The organism is Microbacterium sp. A93, assembly GCF_051842835.1.
In genome coordinates, this window is sequence record NZ_JBPXMT010000006.1 from 83622 (window position 1) to 104251 (window position 20630).

Sequence of the window (20630 nt, forward strand, 5' to 3'; positions counted from 1 at the left end):
CGAGGGCCTCCCCGCGTCAGTCGCGGGGAGGCCCTCGGTGTGGTGCGCTGGTGTTACTTGGTCAGCACGTTGTTGTAGCGCTCCAGGAAGGCAGCGATCTCAGCGCGGCTGATCTCGGCGTAGGGGTCGAAGCTACCGTCGGTGTTGCCGAGGGCGACCTCGTTCTCGGCGAGCCAGCTGATGGCCTCGTACTGGTTGTGCTCCGGGGTGACGTCCGTGAAGGGCGACTCCTCCGGGGCGGTGTAGTCCACGTCCGCCTGGCGGTAGAGCACGGCGGCGACCTCGGCGCGGGTCATGTTGTGGCCCGAGCGGAAGGTGTTGTCGCTGTACCCGTTGACCACGCCGTTCTCGGTGGCCCAGGCGATCGCCTCGAAGAAGTTGTGATCCGAGGGAACGTCGGTCAGCTCGATGCTCTCCGGGGCGGTGAAGTCCTCGTCAGCGTAGCGGAAGAGGAAGGTGACGGCCTCGCCGCGGGTGACGGGCTTGTAGGGACCGAAGATGCCGTCCGCGTAGCCGGTGGTGATGTCGTTATCGACCATCCACATCACCGGGGAGAAGAACCAGTTGTCCTCGTTGACGTCCGAGAAGGTCAGGCCGGCCTCGACGGCCTCGACGACCTCAGCGGTGACGGCGCTGGTCACGCTGGTGTCCCTGTAGTTCTCCAGGGAACCGGTCACGGTGACGGTGATCTGCTGGCCGAGGTTGGCCTCGGTCAGTTCCAGAGCGGCCTCTGTGGCGCCCTCGATGGCCTCGCCGTTGGCGTTCCACTGGTAGGCCAGCTCGACGCCCTCCGGCCCCCACTCGCCGGTCTCGGCGGTCAGGGTCTGGCCGACCTGGGCCATACCGGTGATGGTGGGGGTGACCACGGTCTGGTTGCCGGCGGCGACCTTGGTGGTGGCTTCGCTGATCGCGCGCTCCTGTGAGGACTCGTAGCCGTCCAGGGAACCGGTCACCTGAACGGTGATGGTCTGGCCCAGCTGCTCCACGGTCGGTGTGACGCAGATTTTACCTTTTTCCAGAAACGACTTCCGTAGAGTGGTTCCGTGCCTGACAACCCCTTCGAGTCCTCCCATCCCCTCCTCGCCCTCGATGCCTCCGCCAACGCCAGTGCGGCCGTGGTGTGTGACGGCGAGGTCCTCGCTCGCTGGGCCTCCACCGAGACCAATACGCACGCCGAGGTGCTGGCCCCCGCGGTGCAGCGCGTACTGGCTGACGCCCAGGTCGAGGCGGCCGATCTGCGGGCGGTGCTGGCCGGCGTCGGGCCCGGGCCGTTCACCGGGCTGCGCGCCGGATTGGTGACCGCGCGCTCGCTCGCGTTCGCGTGGGGGATCGAGGTGCATGGCGTGATGAGTCTGGACGCGATCGCACTCAGTGCCGCCGTGGAGGCCTTCCGGGCCGGTGTGGAGGAGTTCGTGGTGGCTACCGATGCCCGCCGACGTGAGGTGTACTGGGCGCACTACTCCCAGGTGGGAGGTCAGTTCCAGCGCCTGCACGGCCCGTTCGTCACCGCTCCCGGTGAGGTCACCCCGCTACCGGCCTATGGTGCCGGGGCCGGGCTGTACCCGGATGATCTGCGCGCTGTGGCGGGCTTTGAGGACACCGTGCCCGACGCCGGCTCGCTCGGCCTGGTCGGCGAGGTCGCCCTGCGCCGGGGTCGCGGGCTGATGCCCGTGCAGCCGCTGTATCTACGCGAGTCCGACGCCAAGGTGCCGGGGCCGCGCAAGCGCGCCGGGACCGGCCAGCGGTAGCCGACCGGCCGGCGTCGTGCCCTCTTAGTCCTTGACCGGCGGGGTAGCCGAGGAATCCGGCAGCCCGGACTCAGCCGCCTGCTGTTGTGCCGGATCGGCGGGTTCGGCTTCGTCTTCCACGGTGCCCAGTTCCTCACCGTCGCCGGTGCCACGGCGGATCCGGCGGTACTTCTCCCGCTGATCGGCGTTGGCCTTCCGGGAGGCGCGGTCCTTCGGATTCAGCGGGTCCTGGCCGAGGACCGGATCGTCACCGGCCTGATAGCGGTGGGACCAGACCTGGATCAGCGTCCAGGCCACGGCGGTGTAGGGCACGGCGAGGATGGCGCCGAAGATGCCGCCCACGATGGTGCCGATGGTCAGGGCGAGCAGCACGATCAGCGCGTGCAGGCTCAGGGTCCGCCCCATCACCACGGGTTGGAGCAGGTTGCCCTCGATCTGGTTGACGCCGACCACGATGGCGACCACGATCAGTGCCTCCACGGGCCCGGTGGTCACCAGGGCCACGAGGGCGGCGAGGATGCCTGCGGCGGTGGCGCCGACGATGGGGATGAACGCGCCGATGAAGGTGACCACGGCCAGCGGCAGGGCCAGGGGGACGCCGACGACGAGCAGGCCGACGCCGATCAGCACGGCATCCACGGCGGCCACCGTGGCGGTGCCGCGGACGTAACCACCGAGCACCTCGGAGGAGCGGTCCACGGACTCGGCCAGCTTGGCCCGGGTCTCGCCGCGGAACCAGCGCAGCATGAAGCTGTTGATCTTCGGCCCGTCCTTGAGCAGGAAGAACAGCACCACGATCATCAGCACCAGGCCGGTCAGGAAGTTGGTGGCCGCGGAGATGCCCGTGAGGGTGCCGCTGGCCAGGCCGCTGGCGTAGTCGCCGCTGGCCAGGAAGTCGGAGACCTGCTGGGTGGCATCGTCCACTACCGAGGCGTCGATGGGCAGGGGACCGTTGGTCACCCAGTCCTGCAGCTGCTGCCAGCCTTCCAGGGCCGAGTCCACCAGGCCCTGCCACTCATTGCGGATCGCGAGCACCACGCCGGTGATCACGCCGCCGGCCACCACCAGGATGACCAGGAAGGACATCAGGGTGGCCCACAGGTGGGACCAGCCCTTGCCGACCAGCCAGCGCACCAGCGGTGCCACCGCCGAGGCCAGGATCAGGGCCACCAGAACGGCGAGGACCACCACGCTCACGCGCAGCATGATCACGATGACCCCGACTGCCACGGCGGCGATCAGCAGTGTCTGGCCCGCCCGCGCTCCGGCTCGGCCGAGGGCGTCTGACCACGGTCCGGCCTGATCTGTTCGCGGACGTCCGGACCGCGATTCCGGCGGGTGTTCCACGGTACTCATGCGGGTGCTCCTGGGGTGGTGGGTGCGAGATCTCACGTGCTCAACCCACTGTATGGCCGTGACGCCCCGGCCCCGGCATCTAGGTCGCACGAGTTGGCCTCCGGACCGGGGAACGGAGGCCAATCCGTGTGACTCAGCTGTCTCAGATGTGGAGTGGCGGAGGCGGTGCCCGTGCTGAAGGTGGCGGGGGCCAACCGGTGCTGGGCCCTACCCGGTGCGGACCGTGTTGTAGCGCTTCAGGAAGGTGGCGAGTTCGGCGCGGGTGACGTTGGCTCCCGGGTCGAAGGTGCCGTTAGCCCGTCCGGTGGTGATCTCCTCCTCGACCATCCAGGAGATGGCGTCATAGAAGTTCGTCTCGCCCTGGACGACGTCCGTCAGTGTGGAGGTGGCGGGGGCCGAGTAGTCGGGGGCGGCCTGGCGGTAGAGCACGGCGGCGACCTGGCCGCGGGTCATGTTGGTTCCGGACCGGAAGGTGTTGTCTGAGTATCCGGTGACCACCCCACGGCTGGTGGCCCAGCTGATCGCTTCGAAGAAGTTGTGCGAGCTCGGCACGTCTGTCAGGCCCGAACTGCCCGGAACCGTGAAGTCCTCATCATCGACGTAGCGGTAGAGGAAGGTCACGGCCTCGCCGCGGGTGACGGGCTTGTAGGGCTTGAAGGTGCCGTCCTTGTAGCCGGTGGTGATCCCGCGTCCTACCATCCAGTTCACCGGATCGAAGTACCAGGCCGAGTCGGCGACGTCGGAGAACTCCACCTCAGGCTCGGGTCCAGCCGGATCGGCCGGCTCGGCAGGTTCAGCCGGGACCGTCCCGTAGCTCATCACGACCGGGTCCAGACTGAGTGTCTCCCAGTTGCCCAGGGCGTCCGTGACGTCGAGTGTGATCCCATAGGAGCCCCCCGGCGCGCCCTCAGGGATGGTGAACTGACCCCTCCAGGTCCCGCGCTCGGCCGTTCCGGAGACGAGCTCCATCGAGCTCTGGAAGGCGAAGGGTTCCCCGGTCACGTCGTCCTTCTCCGAGGAGAAGAAGAGGCCCGCCTCCCTGGTCCCCGCTGGGTCGGACAGGTCAGCGGTGACCGTGATGATCGCGTCGCCGTCCTCCAGGTTCCAGGCTGCCGGGGTGACGGCCTGGTTCTGGACCACGGGGGCCTCATAGTCGGTCCGTGTGCTGCCCGTGACGTCGAAGGTGACCTCGGAGGAGTTGAGGTCACCCCAATAGTTGTGGTTGATGTCGTAGGGCGCGGTCACGCGAGCGGTCCACGCCCCGTTGGGCGAGTCAGCGGGCAGCGTGACCGTGCCCGTCCACCAACCGTCCTTGAGGGTGCCGCTGGTCTGTTCGAGATCGATCAACTGCTGGGGAACGCGGACGTCCTGCGACTCCACCGTCATGTAGGGGATGAACGTCCCGCTCTCGTCCGTGACGCGGGCGCGCACGGTGAGCTCCCGGGGGCCGGTGGTCAGGTCCAGCGTGTGTGGCGTGGCGGTCACGGACCCGACCACGGGTGCGTCGAGGTCCGTCACGGTCCCGCCGGTGACCGTGAACGTGGTGAACGCGTCTCGGTGGTCTCCGTCCTGGTTGTCCAGCACATCCGCGTAGGCGGTTGCCATCACGTGCCACGTGCCGTTCGGTACGTCGGTCGGGATCAGCACGACCAACTCCCAGACGCCGTCCTGCACGGTTCCCTCCACCAGCTCGGGGGCGGTGTCCATGGTCTCGAGGGGCTGGCCGGTGAGGGAGTGATTCACCCAGAACAGGGGCGCCTCGGTGCCGGTCTCATCGGTGATATGGACCCGCAGCGTCGCCTGGGATGGACCGTCGGTGAGGTCCACCGTGGACGGGGTCACCGTGAGGCCGTCGACCACCGGTGCGGCCGTATCCGCGGTGGTTCCGGCCACCGCCGTGATGGACGGCTCGGCCGTACTGCCCGCCGGATCATCACCCGGTGGTGAGGAGGCCGCACCCGTCAGTGACGCCGAGAGGAGGGCCGCCAGGAGCAGGACGGCGGAGCGTGCACCAGCGGATCGGGTGCCGGGGGAGCGGGGCATGGCGTAGTCCATGGGGATCGAGGAGGCGGTGCCGTGCCGCTCCGGCCGGGTCGGGCTCGAGGAGGCGCTGCAGGGACTCAGGGGATATCGATACTGCGAACGCTAGACAAGATGCCGGTCACCGTTCACCGGGTCCGATACCCGCAGACCACCTATTCAGCCCAGGATGCCCGTTACCCGGGAGAGGAGGAAGATGGAGGGGTGGACATCACCGACCTCGGACCTTTGCTGCCGCACCCTGTGACCGGACAGCTCTTCGTCTCCCCGGTGCCGCCCGGCACCGGGTGGCCGGAGGATCCGGCCCAGCCGACGACGCCGGCCGCCGCCTCGCCCGCGCAGGTCCGGAAGGCGGCGCGCACCTCCCAGTCCCTGGCCGACGTCGACGCCCGGGTGTCCATGTGCCGCGCCTGCCCGCGGTTGGTGGACTGGCGCGAGACGGTGGCACGGGACAAGCGCCGGGCCTGGGCGGGGGAGCCGTACTGGGGCCGGGCCGTGCCCTCGCTGGGGGACGCCGACCCTCGGGTGCTGGTGGTGGGGCTGGCCCCCGCCGCCCACGGGGCCAACCGCACCGGCCGGATGTTCACGGGAGATAGGTCCGGGGACTGGATCCACGCGGCGCTGTACCGCGCCGGATATGCCGAGCGGCCGACGTCGTACGCCGCCGGTGACGGCCAACGGCTGGCGGGCGTGCGCATGGTGGCGCCGGTGCACTGCGCCCCGCCGGACAACAAGCCGACGCCGGCCGAACGCGCCGCGTGCGGGCCCTGGCTGGACCGGGAACTGGAACTGGCCACGTCCGTGGAGTCGATCCTGGTGCTCGGCGGGATCGGCTGGCAGTCGGTGCACGCCGCCGCGGCGCGCGTGGGCTGGACGGTGCCGCGGCCGCGCGCCAAGTTCGGACACGGGGCGCAGACGGTGTTCGGCGCCTCCGGCGGCCGGGACGTGCGCGTGGTCGGCTGTTATCACGTCTCGCAGCAGAACACCTTCACGGGGCGGCTGACCGAGCCGATGCTGGACGAGGTCATCGCGCTGCTGTAATGCCGGCATGACCCACCCAACGGAGGATCACGAGAGCGACAACTGTCGATCCGCCCGGCGATTCCCTACCTCGACTGCGCTCGTGATCCTGGGGTGAAGGAGGGGATCAGGCGGCCGGCTCGATCACCCCGCAGGCCAATCGGTCGCCCGCGTCACCGGCACCGGTGGTGTCCTCATCGGCTCCCTCGGGGGCATAGCGCTCGGGGATGTTGGCGAAGTTGTCCGGCTTGGAGTGCACCATCATGGCGGCACCGTCCTCGTCCCCGAAGTCCTCGGCGGTGAGCCGGTCCGTCCGGACGGTCAGGTGGCCCTCCCCGGATTCCTGCACCAACAGGGTCGGCAGGTCGCCGGCGTGGTCCGGGTGGTCTGTGTCCTCCGCGCCGATGTGACCGCCGGCGGACTTGAACGCCCCGGTGTCCGAGGGGTCGTCCGGGGCAGCGCTGTCCGGCTCGCACTCGCCGACCCCGTGGACATGCAGTCCGTAGAAGCCCGGCTCCAGGCCGGACACGTCCACCGTGAACTCCAGGGCACCCTCGGCCTCGCCGACCTCCACTGTGCCGAGCTCTCCGCCGTCGGTGTCCTGCAGGGCGGCGGTGAACGCCGAGCCGGATGCCGTGCCGGATGCGCCGGAGTCCTCGTCCTCGCCCTCCGCGACCGACGGGGTGGCCGCCTCGGGAACCGGCGCCGGAGTCGCGGCGTCGTCGTTGGTGCCACCACCTCCTCCACAGGCACTCAGGGTGAGCATGCCGCCCAGGCCGAGCAGGGCCGCCGACGTGCGGATCAGGGTGGTCTTCCGGGCAGTGTGCTGAAGCATGGTGTTCCCTCTCCTCGAGCCGCTGCCGCCGACGGGTGATGAAGATGCCGACCGCATCACGGCTTGGCACCATCCACGGTACCGATCCCGGAACGCCGAGTCAGGGGGTCAGCGGCGCCGTCGCCACGACCTGATGCCGCGGTCGGTGCCCGTGGCCCTGGAGCACCGACTCGACCAGGTGCACCTCCTCCACCGTCCACATCTGGGCACTGAAGGTCTCCAGCACGCGGATCCACCGGGTGGCATTGACGCGGCCCGGGCGGGCCAGGGTCAGGTGCGGATGGAACGCCTTCCCATCCGGTGCGACGCCGGCCCGGTTGCCCGCCGATCGCACCTTGCGCGCCAGCCGGGAGAGTTCCTCGGCCCCGTCCTCGACGCCCAGCCACAACACCGCGGCGCTGTCCGGATGGGGGAAGGCCCCGGCCCCGTGCAGCCCGCAGGTAAAGGACTCCACGGCCCGGGCGGCCTCGGCGAGGTTCTCCTCCAGCCGGTCCAGCGAACGATCCGGGACGGAGGCGAAGAAGGCGAGGGTGATGTGCATCTGCTCCGGATCGGTCCAGGCCAGGTCCGGGCGGACGGCGAGGAACTCAGCCAGCTCCGCGCGGACGTCCTCCGGCGGATACACGGCCACGAACATGCGGGTGCCCATGCGGACAGGATAGGCGCAAGGCCGGTACCACCCCTCCAACGAGGTCGCACGAAATGGCTCAACTGGGCAGAATCAGGGCTAATTCCTGTGACTCAGATGGTCGGGCCGATGTGGGTCAGGCGGGGGCGGGGCCGGGCTGCTCGGCCAACCGGCGCAACAGGGCGCCGAGCCCGTCCGGGCAGCGGGGGTCCTCCCGGGCGGAGGTGGACACCCGGGGGGCCAGCGGAGTGGCGACCCGGAAGCCCGCAGACCGGAGCCGCCGCAGCAGATCGCGGTCCTCACCGTGGCGCCGCGTGGTGAAGCCGCCCACCGCGCGGTAGGCGTCCAGCCGGACGGGGAGGTTGGCCCCGTAGGCGTGATCGTGGCTGGAACCGCGGATGCCGCGGGCCACCAGCGCGTCATAGTCATGCCGGGCGTGGGGCGGTGGGTTCCAGCCCACCACCTCGACCAGGCCGGCGACGGCGACCGCCTGCTCCTGCGCCGCGACCTGCAGGCTGGCCGTGATCCACTCCGGTGGGACCAGCGAATCGGCGTCCGTGTTGAAGAGCCAGACTCCGTGGGCTCCAGCTCCGGCTCCGGCTCCGGCACCAGCGCCGGCACCAGCGCCGGCAGCGGCTCCAGCACCGCCACCGTGCCCGATGCGCCGGGCCCCGGCCTCCACGGCGGCCCGGCGGACATCGGCGATCGTGGCTGAGGCCTCGTCCTCCACCACGACCGCTTCCACGGTGGGCCGTGCGTGCGGAACGCCCGAGCCGCCGGCCCCCAGCACGCGACGCGCCACCTCGGCGGTGCGGTCGGCGCAACGGTGGGCGGCCACGGTGACCACGGCCCGTCCGATCGACCCCGTGGATCGGGCGTGGTACAGCGCGGCGAGCACATGGTCCAGGCACTCTGCGATCAGATCCTCCTCGTTGTGGGCCGGGATGGCCACCAGGACGTCGGTGGGGGAGCCTGCCATCGCGGGGCCGCTCATGGGAGCGCACCGAGGTGGCCGGCGTCGCCGTCCTGGCTCTGCTGGGCCACATAGAGCGCCAGGTCATCCACGGCTCGGGACAGCTCCTCGTTGAAGGCGAGCCCGGCGGGACCGGCCAGGGTACGGACCTCCTCGAGGAGACGCCGGACGGCGGCGCCGACGCCGGCCCGGCACAGAGTCACCGCGGTGCGGCTGGTGCCCTGGTCCGGTGCCGGCAGGGTGAGTCCGGTCTGGCGGATCAGCGCGACGGCGGCCGCCAGCTCGGTGCGCGCGTGACCCAGACGCAGTTGCTTGGGTACGGGCAGGTTCACGGGATCGCCCAGGGCGTCGCTTAGCAGGTCCAGGACTCGGGCGGCTCCGCCGGTCCAGACCGCGGCGACGCCGGCCCCGCCCGGGAAGAACGCCGGCCGGTCCAGGTAGAAGTTGTCCGCGCCGACCCGCCGGGCGGTGATCGGGCCGTCCAGGTGGGCCCGGTGACTCCGCGAGTACTCCATGGCGCGTGTGCGCCAGGCATCGGTGTCGAAATCCCAGTCCACCACCGAGGCGTCCAGCAGCACATGCAGGTCCTCGTCCGGCCAGACCGTGACCAGGGCTCGGTCCAGCACACCGGCGCCCGAGGCGAAGAGCAGGGTGCCGCGCACCTGCCAGTCGGCCTCCGGGTCAGTGGCGGTCTGCAGCGCGGCGGTCAGCCCGGTCCCGCCGGAGCGGGAGGCCCACACGCCATACAGGGCATCCGGCTCCGGGGAGGAGCCGGCCTCGGCGAGGATCCGCAGTGCGTCCACGTGCCCCTCGGTCAGTCGGGACAAGGGGATGTCCGCGCGGCCCAGGGCCATCAGGGTCTCCAGGAAATCCGGCCACTCCACGCCGGTCCAGTCCGCCTGGCCGGCCAGATGGCGCATTGCCGTGCGCTGAACCTCCGGGGCAGGGTTCCGTAGGCGCTCGGGCAGGTCGAGTGGCGCGGGTGTGTTCAGGGTGCTCTGGACAGTCGCGGCATCGCGCGGGAGGTCGAGCGGGGAGAAAGACGTCACGGCACCTCCGGGGAAGCCAGGGAGTCCGGGGAATCCTCAGAGTACGGGCGGTGCACGCTCAATACGAAGTCGGTGTCCTCGTGGGCCACCGTGCGGAGGAAGCCGGACCCGGACAGTACCGAGTCCAACTCACGGGTGGTCTCAGCCCCGGAGAGGTACGTGTCCTCGGGGTGGTGACGCCAGTGCACGGCCACGATCTCGGCCTTGAGCCCGGCCAACATGCTGAGCGTGGCCTCCCGTTGGGGATCGGGGAGGTAGTAGAGGACTTCTGAGACCACCACGAGGTCTGCGGTGCGGGCCTCGGCCGGCAGTTCAGGCAACGCGGACCGCCGGACCGTGAGGTTCGCCGGCAGGGGCTGCCCTGCCAGCGAGTCCACGGCGACGGCGGAGGTATCCGTGGCCAACACCCGGCAGCAGCGGGGCGCCAGCCCCACGGCCAGGTGACCGGTGCCCGCGGCGGCGTCCCAGCCGGCGTCGTACTCCGGCCGGGAGAGCGAGGCGAGGACCACCGCGATCTTGCGCCGCTCGTACCATCTGGAGCCGACCGCGAAGGGATCCGGATCGGCGCGGTAGAGCGCATCGAAGTCAGGCGTGACAGGCATGGGTCTCCCGGATCAGCAGCTGGCGGTCGTGGCGGTCGAGCAGGGCAGCCGGGACCACGGGGTGCGAGGCCGGCGGCTGGGCCGTGAGCTGCGAGTGGTGGCAGTCCAGCGCCTCACGCCACAGCCGTTCCGCCCGCTCGCTGGTGGGATGCGTCAGCAGTCCTGCCCCGCGGCGGGCGAGGTCTTCCGGTGTGAGCCAGTATGGGGTCCAGACCAGATAGGCCCACAACGGCAGGCCGGTACGCCGTGCCAACGAAGCGCCGATCCGTCCGGCCGCCTCATGGTCCGGATGCGGATCGTGCTGCCAGGGGGCCAGCAGGAAGTCCACCCCGGTGGCCAACCCGGCCAGCGCCTCGGTGGCCTCGTCCTCGTGGCCGGACAGGCCGCCGTCGGGCCAACGGGTCGTTTCCACCGGCTCGGCCCCCAGTACCGCCAGGGCCTCGGCCCATTCGCGCAGACGGAGGCGGGAGACCTGGCCGGCGTCGGCATCCTCGCCATGGCAGTGCTCCCCGGCGGTGAGCGTGACGCACCGGACAAGGCCCCGGTGGTCCGCCAGCAGCCGCCCGGCACCGATCGCCTCGTCATCCGGGTGGGCGGCGATCACGAGCAGGGACGCGTCCGGCGGCAGGACCGGTGCGGGCGGGGCATCGGTGGCGGCGCGATGCCACTCGGCGAAGGAGACCGGTGCGGGCGCGGTGTCCGCGGGCGGGAAGTCCAGGGAACCATCCGCGGCGATGGGGTGACGGGTCAATCAGCTTCCCTGGCCTCGCGTGACGAGGCGACATCGTCCACGATGGTGGCGATGTGCCGCACGCTGGTGATCAGCGAGCCGTAGATCGGCCAGGCGGACTGCGGCAGGTCGTGGTCATCGGAGAGCTCGTTGGCCAGCGCGGTCAGTCGGTCCTCGATGGGCTCCACCTCGGCATCGGGGTCGGCGATGGCCCGTCCACAGTCGCGCACGATGGCCACCCACTGGGTGCGGAACCTGTCATTCCAGGGGCCCTCCACATAGGAGGCCTGCCGCAGGGTGCGGGCCAGGTTGCGCAGATGGGAGATGCCCTCGTCCACGCGGGCCAGAATGTCCGCATAGCCGCCACCATCGTCCGTTGCGGGCGGCGGGTGATGGCCCCTGACGAGGCCTGAACGGTGAAGGTAGACCCTGGGGTTGGCCCGGTGGCTCTCCCGGGCGGATCTCACCAGGTCCCATGCCACCGCCGTGTCCTGCTCCATGGACCGGGTCTCACTGATCCATTCATCGGCGTTGTCCGTGTCCCAGTCCTGCGCCAGTTGATCCGCCATGTCCACCAGGACCTTCCCCATGCGGCGGTTGACTGAATCGACGTGGGTGGCCGCCTGCTGGTCCCGCAGCGGCGGGATGATGAGCAGGTTGACGGCGACACCCACGGCGACGCCCACACCGACCTCGAGCATGCGATCGAGCAACAGGGGTTCCTGGTCTTCGAATCCGCTACTGAGCAGGAAGATGGCCGTGGTGGCGATGGCCACCCCCTCGTCCCGGATCCAGCGGATGTAGGCCGCGACGAGCCCGACCAACAACGCCAGCGCGTAGGTCCACATCGAGACGCCGAGGTAGTTGCCGATGACGAAGGACAGTCCGACGCCGATGAAGGAGGAGACCGCGGACTGCGTGCCGCGCGAGAGCGACTGGTAGACGGTGGCGTGGACGGTCAGCAAGGCCGTCCACGGTGCGAGGAACGGCATCTCGGTCTCCAGCACGAACATCGAGAACCACCACGCGAACGTCGCGGCGATCACGCCCTTGACGGTCTGCGAGGTGGCCGTGAAGAAGCCCGGCGTCCTCACCTGCTCCCACACCCGGTCGAAGCGGCCGCCGGTACCCGGTGCTGGTCCGGTGCCTGCCGTTGTCGCCATGGTCACCCCGCCTCCTCCGTGCTCACCTCGTCACCCTAGTGCCGATCCGGGCCCAGGGGTGATCACCGGTGGCTTCGGCCGGCGCGGAATTCGTGGCGGCCGGTTCGTAGAATAGCGGGCATGCTTCTTCCCCCGGACCCCGTCCTGCCTGCCGGCTACGTGATGCGCCCGATGCAGTGGTCCGACCTGCCGGAGGTGCACGCCCTCGAGCAGCGGCTCTTCCCGCTGGACGCCTGGCCGCTGAGCTTCTTCGAGGAGGAGCTCGCCCAGGTCGGCCCCGAGCACGACGGCGGCACGCGCGCCTACCGCGTCATCACCGGCCCGGTGCCGGGCCGGGTCCCCGATCATGCGTTTTCAGGGCAGAACACACCGGTTGTTTCTGCCCTCACAACGCAGGGGGGCGGCGAGGCGGGCGCAGCGGAAGGTGAGGCGGGCCCAGCGGAAGGCGAGACGGGCGCGGGGGAGGGGGCCGGCGTCGTGCTGGGGTATTGCGGGCTGATGTGCGTGCCGCCGCTGGCCGATGTGCAGACGATCGCCGTGGTGCCCGAGGCCGAGGGGCTCGGCCTGGGCACCGCGATGCTGCAGTGGATGGTGGCCGAGTCCGCCCGACGCCGCGCGCGGGACCTGCTGCTGGAGGTGCGTGCGGACAACCCGCGGGCGCAGGCGTTATACGTCCGGCACGGATTCGAGCACATCCACACGCGGGCGGGGTACTACCCGGGGGATGCAGCTGGTGGTGCGCCCGGGGCCGGGAATGCTCGGGTGGACGCGCTGATCATGCGTCGCCATCTGGTGGGTTGAGGACCCGGCAGGCGGGTGGCGTCAACGGCAGAGCGGGACCTTGTCGGTGAACGTGAAGGTGCCGTGCTGGCCGCCGCCCGGATGGAACGTCACGGCCCCCGAAAGTAGTTGCGGCGTTCCGTCAGCTGACACGGCGGAGATCGTCAGGGGGTAGCAACCGGGCCCGCGGCCCAAGGTGACTTCGGCCTGGTCCTTCCCCTTGAGCATCTCTACCCGCGCCGCACCGTCGACCTCCACGACGACGCGTCCCGCAGTCGGTGGCGTCCACGCGAGGATGACGACCCCCTCACCCTTCACCTTGTCGCCCTCGCTGAGGGTGAGGCCCCAGTCCCACGGGGCTGGGGGAGTGGTCGGCTCAGTGGGTTCAGGTGTGGGTGTGGGTGCGGGTGTGGGTATGGGGCTCGGATCCGGTCCCCACGTGCCGGTGGTGACCGTGGTCTGGACCGAACCCTGCTGGGACCACCAGGCGTTCGCGCCGGTCAACCCCATCCCGCCGAGGAACACCACGAGGAACAGCACGACGGCGGCCCGCCAGGTCCGGCGGGATACGCCCGCGGCGCGGTGGACGGCTCTCATGTCAGGACCTTGTCCCTCGCGTGCTGCGCGTCCCGCGCGGCGTCCAGCTGCGCGGAGGCCTGCTCGATCGGCCGGCAGTCCCGGGCCTCGCGGCGGTCCTTGAGGATGCCACGGACCATGGTGAACAGTCCCCACCCGATCAGGACGACGGCCAGCACCGTGATGATCCCGCTGCGGTCGGTCTGGCCCAGCGCGTTGGCGAGGAAGCCGACGTACGGGACCGCATAGAAGAGCTTGCCTCGGACCTGGATCTCCATGACGGGGTTCTCGTCGGCGAGGTCGTTGTTGTCCCCCTGGGTGATGAGCTGGCGCTCTCCGTTCTGGCCGGCGGAGAAGGAGATCACCCGGTGGGTGACGACGTCGGGGCGGCCGGACTCCAGCTGGAAGGTGATCACGTCACCGGTCTGCAGGGTATCGAAGTCGGTGGGCTTGACTACGAGGAAGGTGCCGGCGGGATAGGACGGAGCCATGGAGCTGGTCAGCACGGAGTAGGTCTGCGAACCGGTCACCAGCGGAATGATGATCAGGATGATCGCCGCCAGTGCGGAGACGCAGAGGACCAGGAAGGACAGGCCCTGGCCGATCCACTGCAACCACCGGGGAACCCTGCGGCGGGTCTGGTCAGGATGTGTGGTCATGCCGGGCTCCTGACGTGCTGGCGGGCGGGATCTGAGTTGCGGTCACCGAAAGGTCCACGGTGGCCTGTGAGTTCGACAGTCCCGCTGGCGCGTCAGCCGGAAGACTGTGCTGGACGCAGAACCACGTGGAGTGGTTCTTGTCCACGACCGTGGTGGCTGGTTCATCGCCATACGGCGTTGCGGCGCAGTGGCCGGACGCCGGCATGACGATGGTCTTGACGATCACATGCTCGGCCAGAGCCTCCTGACCGGTGTCGTCTGATCGGACCACAGGAGTCCCGAGCTGCACCCGGACACGGAAGTCGCCGCTGGCGTTGGTGGCGTTCGTGATGCTGAATGAGGAGTAGACCGGTTGGTTCGGCGTCAACGGCTCGCCGGGTGGGGTCAGCGGGATGGTTCCCGACGTGGTCGACTTCCCGTCGAGCTCCAGGTGGAAATCCGCGGCCTGGACGGCGCCGGCTGCGGAAGGGGCAGACGAGCTCCAGAGAGCCCAGGTACCGGTGACTGCCAACAGCCCCGCCACCACCGCAACACCCAAGACTGCAGTGGTCTGCAGCATGCTCTGGAGACGCATGGTCAACTCCTGGGTTGCGTGACGGTGGTGACGGGGCTGGGCGGGGCGGTCAAGCCCTCCGGGATTACCGACGGACGTCTGATTCCCGGGGGAGATCAGTCGGTGGTCGGGGCAACTTGCTCGAGAACGTAGTGGATCCCAGAGAGATCGACGGACTCGTTGACGCCCGCCCGGCCCTGGCCCTCATAGCTCTCGAACGCGAAGGTGGCGGAGGCCGTGAAGGCACCGTCGACCGCGGGGGTCAGTTCATCGGAGATAGAGAGACCGTCCTCGTTGGTGAGGGTGACGTCGGAGACCGTGACACCGTCGGTGGCGGCGAATCCGTTGTCGGCGGCTCCCTTGACGGACAGCGTGGCCCGCATGCCGTCGCCCTCAAGGGCGACGGTGACCGGCTGCTCGTAGGTCAGGGTCTCGCCCGGAACCACACGGTAGGCATTCACGTCATCGATCCGTCCGGTGACGTCAGACGTCCACACGCCGGTATGGGCGGTGAGATTGAGGTCGCCGGCGGTGATGGCCCCCGCGTTTGACGCCTGATCCGCGTTCCAAACGGCGAGCGTGCCGCCGCCGCCGAGGAGGAGGGCCACGCCCAGGCCGGTCACGATGGCGCCCTTGGTCATCTTCTTCATATCAAAACCCCTTGCTGAGAACGATCTTCGCCGGGGCTGGCGGGGATGCCAGCGCCGACGTCGATGGAGAGACGGTTGCCGGAGATCAGAGCAACCTGCCAGACGGGGATGTCGTGACCGTTGCTCGTTTCCGATAGCTCCATTCCATGCCCGGGCCCTCAAGCGTCACCTCGGGTTTTTCAGAGAATCTGCACAAGGTTTCCCATAGATTTACCTCCGGCCTTGAGGGTTCCTTGAGGGTTTCAGGACCATGGCCGGTCTTTGGGAAAGCTTTGGGAAATTGCCGGCGTGCTCCTGCGCTGGGTAGACCATCATGGGCCTATGACCACTGCACCGGTACTTGATACGGATGCGCTGGGCCGGTTGGGGGAACAACTCGGCGATACCGACATGTTGTGCGGATTCATCCGCCGTTACGAGGCCATGCTGGACCAGCGCGTCGCGCGCCTTCAGCGTGCACTGACGGCCAGGGACCACGAGGACTGGATGGATGCCGTCCTGTCTCTGAAGACCTCTTCGGCCATGGCCGGGGCCGAGGCCTTGTCTCGTTTGGCCGCCGACCTCCAGGAGGCCTTCGCCAGCCGTCCGCCCACGCCCGTCCGCTGGCCCGCCATGGATCGACTATCCGAGATCATGGAGTGCCTACGGCGATTGGCCGTGGAAACGGCCCGTCAGCTGAGGATCTTCCTCCACCAGGTTCTGTCAGCTACCTGACGGCAGTCACCTGACGGACGCTAACTGACCATCTGGGGGGTGCCCGCCATGCGGTAGCCCACCCCGCGCACGGTCTGCACCCAGCGCTGCGACTTCGGGTTGTCCCCCAACTTGCGGCGCAGATTGCCCAGGTGCACCTCGATGGTCCGTTCGTCCGAAGCCGAGACGAAACTCCCGTTGTCCGGCTCGTCGCCACGGATGATCCTGGACAGCTCCGTCTTGGCCCGCACCACGCGGCCGCTGCGCATCAGCGTCTCCAGCAGCAGGAACTCGGTCGGTGTCATGGCGATCTCCCGGCCATCAGCCTCCACCTGGTGCAGGCGGGGGAAGAGCACGAGCCCGTCCAGTTCCAGTCGGAGGTCGGTCTCTGTGGCCAGAACGGAGACCGGGCCCGACGTGGCCAGAACGGAGACCGGGCCCGACGCTGGCCCGTCGCCTGACGCTGAGACCGCCGGCGTTCCGCGGTCTGCGGAAGGTGCCGGGGCCGGCGTCGTGCCATCTCCCAGGGCGGGAGACGGGACCATACCGGCGCGGGGGCGGCGCATCATGGCCTCGATCCGGGCACGCATCTCTCGGGGCCGGAACGGCTTGGTGACGTAGTCGTCTGCACCGGCGTCGAGACCGACCAAGGTGTCGATCTCCTCGGTGCGAGCGGTCAGCATCACCACATAGGCGTCGGTGAACCGGCGCACACGGCGGGTGACCTCGTAGCCATCGATGTCCGGCAGGCCGAGGTCAACGGTGATCAATGCGGGGTCGTTCTCACGGACGAGTTCCACACCCTCGGTACCGGTGGACGCCGCATGGACCTCGAACCCGGATTGGCCCAGCAGGGCCACCATGAGCCCGCGGATGTCATCGTCATCCTCGACGACGACTGCGACACGACGATCCTCCATGCGAAACACCCCCAAAGCATTGTTTGGCCCAAGGCTATCGTGTCTGCAGGGGCGTCTCATGCCTCGCAACGAAACGGAGTCACGCCGTGTCACTCTCCACACCGACGACGATGCCCACCCCCGATGAGGTCGAGGGGCGCCGCCACTTCGGCCAGTTCTCGCTGAGGCGTCGCGTCCTGCTGTCCCAACTGCCGCTGACGATCTCCTCCATCCTCGTGGTCATCGCCGTCCTGTTGATCGACCCAGGCGTGGCCATTGGCTCGCCGCACCTGGCCATCGGCTTCGGCGGGATCATGGTCCTGACGCTGCTGGCGTGGGTGGTGCCGTGGCAGCGGTTGCCACCCGTGCTCTACTGGGTGATCCCGCTGCTGGACTTCGTGGCGATCGCGCCGCTGTGGACCGCAGCCCGGTATGTGCTGGATGGAATGTCCCTGCTCACGGCGTTCCCGGTGTTCTGGCTGGCTTGGTCTGGGATCTACCCCGCGCTCGCCCTGTCTCTCGGCTTCATCGGCACCGCAGCCGTCACGTGGTGGCCGTACCTGCCCGGAATGTCCCCGTTTCCGGACGAGCTCATCGAATCAAGCCTGGCCAGGCCGACCATGGTGCCGTTCCTGATGCTGGCGCTGGGCGCCGCCGCCAGCATCCTGGCCCGGAGCATGGACCGGCAACGCCTGGAACTGGGGGCCTCCCTGGACACGTCCAAATCACAGAACCTGATGCTCCAGGCCGTGGTGGAGACCTCGGACGTGGGGATCCTGGTGGTGGACGGTGACGGCCATGACGTCCTGATGAACCAGGCCCAGCGGCGCACCCACTTCATCGGCCTGCCGCCCGGCCGAGATGACGGCTCCGAGGGTGAGCTGCTGCTGTTCGAGGCGGACGGCGTCACGCCTATACCGACGGAAGAGCGGCCGGTGGCCCAGGCGCTGCAGGGCAAGGACTACCGCGGCCGGATCATCGCGATCGGCACGGACGGCGCACAGCAACACCTCTCCGTCTCGGCCTCCCCGATGTATGACGAGCAGGACCACTTCGCCGGCACCGTGGTGGTGTTCCAGAACATCACCGACCTCATGGACGCCATCAAGACCCGAGAACACTTCGTGGCCGAGGTCTCCCACGAGTTCCGCACCCCGCTGACCTCGATCATCGGCTACCTGGACATCGCGTTGGAAGAGGACCTGGACCCCATCGTGCGGAAGTTCCTGACCACCTCCCAGCGCAATGCGGAACGGCTGTTGGGGCTGGTCACGAGCCTGCTGGACTCCGCCGCCGGCAGCTCCAGCGTCACCGTGCAGCAGGCCAACCTGGCCCGGCTGGTCCGGCACAGTGTGGAATCCGTGCAGGTGCAGGCCAGGAACGCGGGCCTGAGTCTGACCTCTGACCTCCCGGACCGGATGGAGGCGGAGGTGGACCCGGTCAAGATGGGTCAGGTGGTGGACAACCTGCTGTCCAACGCCATCAAGTACACGCCGGACGGCGGTTCCGTCGACGTCTCACTCCGGCAGCTTCCCGGCGTGGACGGCCGCGGGGACTGGGCCGAGCTGACGATCCGGGACACCGGGTTCGGGATGAGCGTGGACGAGCTCGGCCAACTGTTCACGAACTTCTACCGCACCGAGCACGTGCGCAACGCGGCCATCCCCGGCACCGGCCTGGGGCTGGCCATCACCCAGGGCTTCGTCCGGGCCCATGGCGGGGAGATCCTGGTGGACTCGGAGAAGGGTGCGGGGTCCACCTTCACGGTCCGCATCCCGATCGACGGTCCGCCGTCCTGAGGCCCACTCCAACTGAGTAACAGGAATTGGCCCCGTTCCGGCCGGACCCGGCGGATGTCAACCTGTTTGGAGTCAGTGATCGGGTTGGTGTGGTTCCGGTCCAGGGTGATTGATGCCTGACCAGGCCGGTGGCAGGGGCGTGGTCGGGGCCCGGTGGCGGTAGCGCTCGGGGTGGGCCCGATAGTAGTCCTGCTGGGCGCCCTGGCGCCGGTGGTGAGGTTTCACCCAGGTCCCGTCGTGGAGTTGGTCCGGGGTGAACAGGGCGATCCCGCTGTGCCGGTGGGCGGTGTTGTGCCAGACCACGTGCGCATCGACGTAGTCTCGGGCGGCCTGCAGGTCGGTGAAGACCTTGGTGTAGTTCGGCCGGGTCTTCAGAGTTCGGAACTCCGATTCGGAGTACGGGTTGTCGTTGGAGACGTAGGGTCGGTTGTGGGTGAGCTGAACACCGTGGCCGGCCATATGACCTGCCAGGGCGTTTGAGCGCATCGCAGCCCCGTTGTCGGCGTGGAGGTAGTCCGGGGCGGTGCCGGCGGCAGCGAAGGCCGCAGCGAACATGTCCACGGCCAGCACATCGGCCTCGCGGTCCTCGACCCGGTAGCCCACCATCTTGCGGGAGAAGATGTCGATCACCGAGTACACCTTGAACACCTGGCAGCTGTAGGGGCCCTTGAAGTCGGTGAATCGCCCTGGGTCTGATGGAGACTCGTTCTATTGGATTCCAACCAAGGTCTGGTCGGTCCGGTTTGTAGCGTAGAGCGTTTCCTCGAACTCTGCTGGGGGCACGTCATCTAGGTAGCCGTGCAGGCGGGTGTTGCTGTGCCAGTGGACCCAGCTGAGGGTGGCGAGCTCGATGTCCTCGACAGTTTCCAGGGCCGTCCTTCACGGGCCGGACCACGGATCAGTTCGGCCCTGTAGTAACCGTTCACCGTCTCGGCCAGGGCACTGTCATAGCTGTCGCCGACGGTGCCGATCGAGGGCACCGCCCCGATCTCAGCGAGGCGTTCGCCGTAGCGGATGGATGTGTATTGGGCGAATTCAACCGATCGTCGCAACACCCTGATTTCGGAGGTGTTGGTGGGACGGCCCGCAGGACGCAGCGCCACCGGCGCCGCGTGCACGAGCTGTACTCGCTGGCCGAGACCGTCTCCCAGGCGCAGATGGCCGCCTCCGCACTGGAACTGGGCGCACCGGCCTGGTTGTACGACGGTGAGGACGGCCGCGCCTGGCACCGCGAGATCGTGGCCTTGAGCCACTATGCATCCTGGGCCGTCAGTGCCTATGGTGGGACTGGCACCGGCGGGTGGGAGACCGCCGGCCCTCATTTCTGACGCCTTCCACCACGAATTCCCTGGCCAGTCGATGGGTAGAGGTCCCCACCTCCACCGGTGGCGGGCGCGTGGCGCGCTCCCTAGCGTGGACGGCATGTGGAGGAATGCCGAGAACGCCCGAGGTGGAGTGACCGTCCTGGACGGCGCTCCGGCGGAATCCACCACCCTCCTCGGCTCGGTGTGCGGCCTGATCGAGGTGCCCGCCGGCGTACGAGTGGACGTCCACGGGCTGCTCGAGGATGCCGTGGTCACCGGCTCCGGCACCGTCCGCGTCAGCGGGCTGATCGCGGACCTGGTTCAGCTGGGTGCGGGCGAGGTGCTCGCCAGCGTCGGCTCCGTCCTGGCCCCGCGTGAGGCCGAGGGGCCGTGGCGCGTGCTGCAGCACTGTGGCACCTGGGCTGAGGCGTGCGAGCTGGTCTTCCCGACGCCGGCCGTGGACTCCGCCGCCGCCCTCGCCTCCGGTCTCGGCGCCGGTGAGCTGGCCGCCGGTCTCGACTGGTATCCCGTTCCCCGCAGCTGATGCCCGACCGGCGCGGACCGCCGCGTTAC

Annotated in this window: 23 protein-coding genes and 1 pseudogene; 7 read left to right on the forward strand and 17 right to left on the reverse strand. The window is 69.1% G+C overall.

Annotation, left to right across the window (positions count from 1 at the left end; all coding sequences use genetic code 11):
- Nucleotides 1-53 precede the first annotated feature (53 nt).
- Entirely contained in the window at nucleotides 54-986 is a 933-nt protein-coding gene (locus ACSU1G_RS16050) for an S-layer homology domain-containing protein (protein WP_439280970.1), read from the reverse strand.
- A 57-nt stretch (nucleotides 987-1043) separates the two neighbouring features.
- On the opposite strand from ACSU1G_RS16050, the gene tsaB reads away from it, so the two are divergent.
- Nucleotides 1044-1748 carry a tRNA (adenosine(37)-N6)-threonylcarbamoyltransferase complex dimerization subunit type 1 TsaB gene (tsaB, locus tag ACSU1G_RS16055; protein WP_439280971.1) on the forward strand — a complete coding sequence of 235 codons (705 nt, stop codon included), beginning with the start codon at nucleotides 1044-1046 and terminating at the stop codon, nucleotides 1746-1748.
- A 24-nt stretch (nucleotides 1749-1772) separates the two neighbouring features.
- On the opposite strand, the gene ACSU1G_RS16060 is transcribed toward tsaB, so the two are convergent.
- Together ACSU1G_RS16060 and ACSU1G_RS16065 are read right to left on the reverse strand one after the other, a co-directional pair.
- Complete coding sequence (locus ACSU1G_RS16060; RefSeq protein ID WP_439280972.1) at nucleotides 1773-3104, reverse strand: AI-2E family transporter; 1332 nt, start codon at nucleotides 3102-3104, stop codon at nucleotides 1773-1775.
- Between the two features lie 207 nt (nucleotides 3105-3311).
- Nucleotides 3312-5147 (reverse strand): S-layer homology domain-containing protein, encoded by a 1836-nt coding sequence (locus ACSU1G_RS16065; RefSeq protein WP_439280973.1) that lies wholly within the window; start codon nucleotides 5145-5147, stop codon nucleotides 3312-3314.
- A gap of 111 nt (nucleotides 5148-5258) precedes the next feature.
- Here ACSU1G_RS16065 and ACSU1G_RS16070 point away from each other — a divergent pair, with 111 nt between their 5' ends.
- Nucleotides 5259-6185 carry a uracil-DNA glycosylase gene (locus ACSU1G_RS16070; RefSeq protein WP_439280974.1) on the forward strand — a complete coding sequence of 309 codons (927 nt, stop codon included), beginning with the start codon at nucleotides 5259-5261 and terminating at the stop codon, nucleotides 6183-6185.
- Between the two features lie 106 nt (nucleotides 6186-6291).
- Here the strand turns inward: ACSU1G_RS16070 and ACSU1G_RS16075 are convergent, their stop codons facing one another.
- From ACSU1G_RS16075 to ACSU1G_RS16105, 7 genes are all read right to left on the reverse strand, one after another.
- Nucleotides 6292-6999 carry a superoxide dismutase family protein gene (locus ACSU1G_RS16075; protein ID WP_439280975.1) on the reverse strand — a complete coding sequence of 236 codons (708 nt, stop codon included), beginning with the start codon at nucleotides 6997-6999 and terminating at the stop codon, nucleotides 6292-6294.
- 100 nt (nucleotides 7000-7099) lie between these two features.
- Entirely contained in the window at nucleotides 7100-7648 is a 549-nt protein-coding gene (thpR, locus tag ACSU1G_RS16080) for an RNA 2',3'-cyclic phosphodiesterase (RefSeq protein WP_439280976.1), read from the reverse strand.
- Between the two features lie 115 nt (nucleotides 7649-7763).
- The gene (locus ACSU1G_RS16085) at nucleotides 7764-8621 is read right to left on the reverse strand and encodes a glycosyltransferase (protein ID WP_439280977.1); all 858 of its coding nucleotides are present in this window, start codon (nucleotides 8619-8621) and stop codon (nucleotides 7764-7766) included.
- Nucleotides 8618-9649: a hypothetical protein gene (locus tag ACSU1G_RS16090; RefSeq protein ID WP_439280978.1), complete on the reverse strand. Its 1032-nt coding sequence runs from the start codon at nucleotides 9647-9649 to the stop codon at nucleotides 8618-8620. The genes ACSU1G_RS16085 and ACSU1G_RS16090 overlap by 4 nt, the downstream gene beginning before the upstream one ends.
- Nucleotides 9646-10251, reverse strand: coding sequence for a class I SAM-dependent methyltransferase (locus tag ACSU1G_RS16095; protein WP_439280979.1), 606 nt, complete (start codon nucleotides 10249-10251; stop codon nucleotides 9646-9648). The genes ACSU1G_RS16090 and ACSU1G_RS16095 overlap by 4 nt, the downstream gene beginning before the upstream one ends.
- On the reverse strand, nucleotides 10235-11002 hold the full coding sequence (locus ACSU1G_RS16100; RefSeq protein ID WP_439280980.1) for a PIG-L deacetylase family protein: 768 nt from the start codon (nucleotides 11000-11002) through the stop codon (nucleotides 10235-10237). Before ACSU1G_RS16100 ends, ACSU1G_RS16095 begins: the two co-directional genes overlap by 17 nt.
- The gene (locus ACSU1G_RS16105) at nucleotides 10999-12144 is read right to left on the reverse strand and encodes an FUSC family protein (RefSeq protein ID WP_439280981.1); all 1146 of its coding nucleotides are present in this window, start codon (nucleotides 12142-12144) and stop codon (nucleotides 10999-11001) included. Before ACSU1G_RS16105 ends, ACSU1G_RS16100 begins: the two co-directional genes overlap by 4 nt.
- A 120-nt stretch (nucleotides 12145-12264) precedes the next feature.
- Between ACSU1G_RS16105 and ACSU1G_RS16110 the strand changes: the two genes are divergently transcribed.
- Nucleotides 12265-12945 (forward strand): GNAT family N-acetyltransferase, encoded by a 681-nt coding sequence (locus ACSU1G_RS16110; protein ID WP_439280982.1) that lies wholly within the window; start codon nucleotides 12265-12267, stop codon nucleotides 12943-12945.
- Between the two features lie 21 nt (nucleotides 12946-12966).
- On the opposite strand, the gene ACSU1G_RS16115 is transcribed toward ACSU1G_RS16110, so the two are convergent.
- The 4 genes from ACSU1G_RS16115 to ACSU1G_RS16130 form a co-directional block, all read right to left on the reverse strand.
- Nucleotides 12967-13521: a SipW-dependent-type signal peptide-containing protein gene (locus tag ACSU1G_RS16115; RefSeq protein ID WP_439280983.1), complete on the reverse strand. Its 555-nt coding sequence runs from the start codon at nucleotides 13519-13521 to the stop codon at nucleotides 12967-12969.
- Entirely contained in the window at nucleotides 13518-14159 is a 642-nt protein-coding gene (locus ACSU1G_RS16120) for a signal peptidase I (protein ID WP_439280984.1), read from the reverse strand. Before ACSU1G_RS16120 ends, ACSU1G_RS16115 begins: the two co-directional genes overlap by 4 nt.
- Nucleotides 14143-14733, reverse strand: coding sequence for a hypothetical protein (locus ACSU1G_RS16125; RefSeq protein WP_439280985.1), 591 nt, complete (start codon nucleotides 14731-14733; stop codon nucleotides 14143-14145). Before ACSU1G_RS16125 ends, ACSU1G_RS16120 begins: the two co-directional genes overlap by 17 nt.
- 95 nt (nucleotides 14734-14828) lie before the next feature.
- Nucleotides 14829-15362 carry an alternate-type signal peptide domain-containing protein gene (locus tag ACSU1G_RS16130; RefSeq protein WP_439280986.1) on the reverse strand — a complete coding sequence of 178 codons (534 nt, stop codon included), beginning with the start codon at nucleotides 15360-15362 and terminating at the stop codon, nucleotides 14829-14831.
- Between the two features lie 321 nt (nucleotides 15363-15683).
- Here ACSU1G_RS16130 and ACSU1G_RS16135 point away from each other — a divergent pair, with 321 nt between their 5' ends.
- Nucleotides 15684-16076 carry an Hpt domain-containing protein gene (locus ACSU1G_RS16135; protein WP_439280987.1) on the forward strand — a complete coding sequence of 131 codons (393 nt, stop codon included), beginning with the start codon at nucleotides 15684-15686 and terminating at the stop codon, nucleotides 16074-16076.
- A 20-nt stretch (nucleotides 16077-16096) separates the two neighbouring features.
- Here ACSU1G_RS16135 and ACSU1G_RS16140 read toward each other — a convergent pair whose 3' ends face one another.
- Nucleotides 16097-16975 (reverse strand): response regulator transcription factor, encoded by an 879-nt coding sequence (locus ACSU1G_RS16140; protein ID WP_439280988.1) that lies wholly within the window; start codon nucleotides 16973-16975, stop codon nucleotides 16097-16099.
- Nucleotides 16976-17061: 86 nt separating this feature from the next.
- Between ACSU1G_RS16140 and ACSU1G_RS16145 the strand changes: the two genes are divergently transcribed.
- On the forward strand, nucleotides 17062-18753 hold the full coding sequence (locus tag ACSU1G_RS16145) for a sensor histidine kinase (RefSeq protein ID WP_439280989.1): 1692 nt from the start codon (nucleotides 17062-17064) through the stop codon (nucleotides 18751-18753).
- Nucleotides 18754-18825: 72 nt separating this feature from the next.
- Here the strand turns inward: ACSU1G_RS16145 and ACSU1G_RS16150 are convergent, their stop codons facing one another.
- Nucleotides 18826-19401, reverse strand: coding sequence for a transposase (locus tag ACSU1G_RS16150; RefSeq protein ID WP_439280990.1), 576 nt, complete (start codon nucleotides 19399-19401; stop codon nucleotides 18826-18828).
- A gap of 60 nt (nucleotides 19402-19461) precedes the next feature.
- Nucleotides 19462-19784 (reverse strand): annotated as a pseudogene (locus ACSU1G_RS16155) (IS3 family transposase); the annotation flags it as partial.
- Nucleotides 19785-19865: 81 nt separating this feature from the next.
- On the opposite strand from ACSU1G_RS16155, the gene ACSU1G_RS16160 reads away from it, so the two are divergent.
- Both ACSU1G_RS16160 and ACSU1G_RS16165 read left to right on the forward strand, forming a co-directional pair.
- Nucleotides 19866-20081: a hypothetical protein gene (locus ACSU1G_RS16160; protein ID WP_439280991.1), complete on the forward strand. Its 216-nt coding sequence runs from the start codon at nucleotides 19866-19868 to the stop codon at nucleotides 20079-20081.
- Between the two features lie 94 nt (nucleotides 20082-20175).
- On the forward strand, nucleotides 20176-20601 hold the full coding sequence (locus tag ACSU1G_RS16165; protein ID WP_439280992.1) for a hypothetical protein: 426 nt from the start codon (nucleotides 20176-20178) through the stop codon (nucleotides 20599-20601).
- Nucleotides 20602-20630 lie beyond the last annotated feature (29 nt).

Excerpts from the sequence above, each read along its gene's own strand:
- ACSU1G_RS16060 (WP_439280972.1), bottom strand. The coding sequence starts at position 3,104 with ATGAGTACCGTGGAACACCCGCCGGAATCGCGGTCCGGACGTCCGCGA.
- ACSU1G_RS16065 (WP_439280973.1), bottom strand. The coding sequence starts at position 5,147 with ATGCCCCGCTCCCCCGGCACCCGATCCGCTGGTGCACGCTCCGCCGTC.
- ACSU1G_RS16070 (WP_439280974.1), top strand. The coding sequence starts at position 5,259 with ATGCCGGTCACCGTTCACCGGGTCCGATACCCGCAGACCACCTATTCA.
- ACSU1G_RS16075 (WP_439280975.1), bottom strand. The coding sequence starts at position 6,999 with ATGCTTCAGCACACTGCCCGGAAGACCACCCTGATCCGCACGTCGGCG.
- thpR (WP_439280976.1), bottom strand. The coding sequence starts at position 7,648 with ATGGGCACCCGCATGTTCGTGGCCGTGTATCCGCCGGAGGACGTCCGC.
- ACSU1G_RS16085 (WP_439280977.1), bottom strand. The coding sequence starts at position 8,621 with ATGAGCGGCCCCGCGATGGCAGGCTCCCCCACCGACGTCCTGGTGGCC.
- ACSU1G_RS16095 (WP_439280979.1), bottom strand. The coding sequence starts at position 10,251 with ATGCCTGTCACGCCTGACTTCGATGCGCTCTACCGCGCCGATCCGGAT.
- ACSU1G_RS16105 (WP_439280981.1), bottom strand. The coding sequence starts at position 12,144 with ATGGCGACAACGGCAGGCACCGGACCAGCACCGGGTACCGGCGGCCGC.
- ACSU1G_RS16110 (WP_439280982.1), top strand. The coding sequence starts at position 12,265 with ATGCTTCTTCCCCCGGACCCCGTCCTGCCTGCCGGCTACGTGATGCGC.
- ACSU1G_RS16115 (WP_439280983.1), bottom strand. The coding sequence starts at position 13,521 with ATGAGAGCCGTCCACCGCGCCGCGGGCGTATCCCGCCGGACCTGGCGG.
- ACSU1G_RS16120 (WP_439280984.1), bottom strand. The coding sequence starts at position 14,159 with ATGACCACACATCCTGACCAGACCCGCCGCAGGGTTCCCCGGTGGTTG.
- ACSU1G_RS16125 (WP_439280985.1), bottom strand. The coding sequence starts at position 14,733 with ATGCGTCTCCAGAGCATGCTGCAGACCACTGCAGTCTTGGGTGTTGCG.
- ACSU1G_RS16130 (WP_439280986.1), bottom strand. The coding sequence starts at position 15,362 with ATGAAGAAGATGACCAAGGGCGCCATCGTGACCGGCCTGGGCGTGGCC.
- ACSU1G_RS16135 (WP_439280987.1), top strand. The coding sequence starts at position 15,684 with ATGACCACTGCACCGGTACTTGATACGGATGCGCTGGGCCGGTTGGGG.
- ACSU1G_RS16140 (WP_439280988.1), bottom strand. The coding sequence starts at position 16,975 with ATGGAGGATCGTCGTGTCGCAGTCGTCGTCGAGGATGACGATGACATC.
- ACSU1G_RS16165 (WP_439280992.1), top strand. The coding sequence starts at position 20,176 with ATGTGGAGGAATGCCGAGAACGCCCGAGGTGGAGTGACCGTCCTGGAC.